The sequence below is a fragment of the Anaerovibrio sp. genome, assembly GCF_024697385.1.
GTDB lineage: Bacteria > Bacillota > Negativicutes > Selenomonadales > Selenomonadaceae > Anaerovibrio.
Window position 1 is genome coordinate 1 of the sequence record NZ_JAILFV010000090.1, and the last position, 2,090, is coordinate 2,090.

2 protein-coding genes are annotated in these 2,090 nt (G+C 41.9%); both read right to left on the reverse strand.

Annotated features, from left to right (window positions below):
- On the reverse strand, positions 1 to 317 hold a 317-nt coding region (locus K6C05_RS04645; RefSeq protein ID WP_296731831.1), incomplete at its 3' end, for an ATP-binding protein.
- A gap of 13 nt (positions 318 to 330) precedes the next feature.
- The coding region (locus K6C05_RS04650) for a type I restriction enzyme endonuclease domain-containing protein (protein WP_296731834.1) at positions 331 to 2,090 on the reverse strand (1,760 nt) is incomplete at its 5' end.

The window sequence follows — 2,090 nt, forward strand, 5'->3', positions numbered from 1 at the left end:
GGCTGGCCAATGCCATCCTGGGACCGCTTTTGGGCATAATAGCCCCTTATATAAGAATTAAGGCTGCGCTCTCTGGCACTGGCATCCGCCGCCTTGTTATAGGTAACCTTTTTCGGTGGAACCAACAGGGTAATCAGTGCATCCACCAGAGTAGACTTGCCGGAACCCACATCACCTGTCAAAAGTGATGTTTCCCCATCCAAATCCATGGCCCAAATCTTCCCATCAAAGGTACCCCAGTTATACACTTCCAGCCGAACCAGCCGAAACCCCATCTTCACATCCTTGGGGTCATGTTCAAAATCAAATAAATCCATAATAATCCTTTTTCTATCTTATCCAACCATATCCCTGCACGGCCATATCCATAAAATGGGCCATTAGCAGATTTGTTTTCAGCTCAAAAAATTCTTTGTCATAGCTATCTGGTAAGTCTTCATCCAAAACTTCTTCTATAGCCGATTTCACTCTGGAACGAGGCTGTTCGTCCTTGTACCAGTCCACCACAAAAATGTCCTGTTTATTATCCCGCAGCTTCTCATACAAACGCTTGGCCGAAAGCTTAACCTTTTGTTCCTCGGCCTTTGTTAGCTTCTTATCTGCCATTAACAGATCATAAATCTCCAGTTCTTCATCTGTAAGCCCCTCACGACTGGCTCTGGAATCTTCATCCTGCATGTCCGCCAACAGATTCACCAATTCTTCATAATAGTGTTCATTATCAGCACTGCCTGCGTTATATTGATCAATTATATTTCTATATCGTTCAGAGAAATTTCGGCGGGTACAATTTCGCTTCAACATCTGAACCAAAGCCCGCTCAATAAATGACTTCATATCGTCAATTTCCACTGACCGATATTTTGCCTGCTTAAACTCAGCCTTTAACTCCTCAGCATCAATTTTCGACAAATCAATAACTTTGGTTTTATATATGGCAAAATCTTCCTTGACTCCCTGAATTGGGTTAGCAGCAATCACACTATCATCAAGCAGAGCTGCCATTCTCATACGGGCACGATTAATTTTCTCATCATCAATTAGATTATGGTACAGCCCGTGAAGATAACACAACGCTGAATAAGCCTCCGTATGTGGCCAGTCATATTTGAAAATCTCCGGTTTGGCACTCTCATAAAGATTAACCAATGTATTAACAATAACATTGAACTTATCCTTATACTCGTCCTTGTCAACAATGATATTATAGGCCTCCCGCAATTCTTCCAACTGATCAAACAGGGTACTTTCCCTCAATATATCATCAATATCTATACCCAGTCCCAACAGAAATGCCTTGGCTTCTTTAACAGCATCGTCCAGATATTTTAAGAGTTCATCCATATTTTTCACAGGGAACTCATCATCATTATCACCAACAGCATAGTCACGCAGAGCCTTTTTCATGTATTTAAATACATTTACATAATCTACAATCATTCCGCACTGCTTGCCCGGAAAAGTCCGATTTGCCCTGGCAATACCCTGCATTAATGTATGAGCCTTCATTGGCTTATCCAAATACAAGGTAGACATGCTGGGCACATCAAAACCAGTGAGCCACATAGCACACACGAACACCAACTGTAAATTGCTGTCCGGGCGTTTAAATCTATCCTCTATGTCCTCACCTTCAGGAGAAATATAATTCATCTTGTCCCGATGTTTTTTGATGTCCAGACCTTTAGCACTAAATTTTTCTTCTTCACCGGCTTCCTCAGAAATAACTACCGCCATTTCTGCCTTATTCATATAATCTATAATCCCTGTTATTTCATCGCGTTTTGCTTTAGTAGCTGCTCTGTTGCGTTCCTGAATGAGCTTTTTCTTTTCCTCGGACCAATAGCGTTGTACTTTGTCATACATCCGCACTGCCGTATACTTATCTACCGACACCACCATACCCTTGCCAAGGAATCCCCGGCGCGGAAAATGGTAGGCAATATGGGCCGCAATCTTATCAAGACGGTCCTCCCGCTTGATTACTTCCAAAATTCTTGAAGAAGAATTTTCCAACAGCCGCTGTTCCTCATCATTAAGATTTTCTTCTTCGATAATGTTAACCACATCATCATCCAGAAAATCATTTT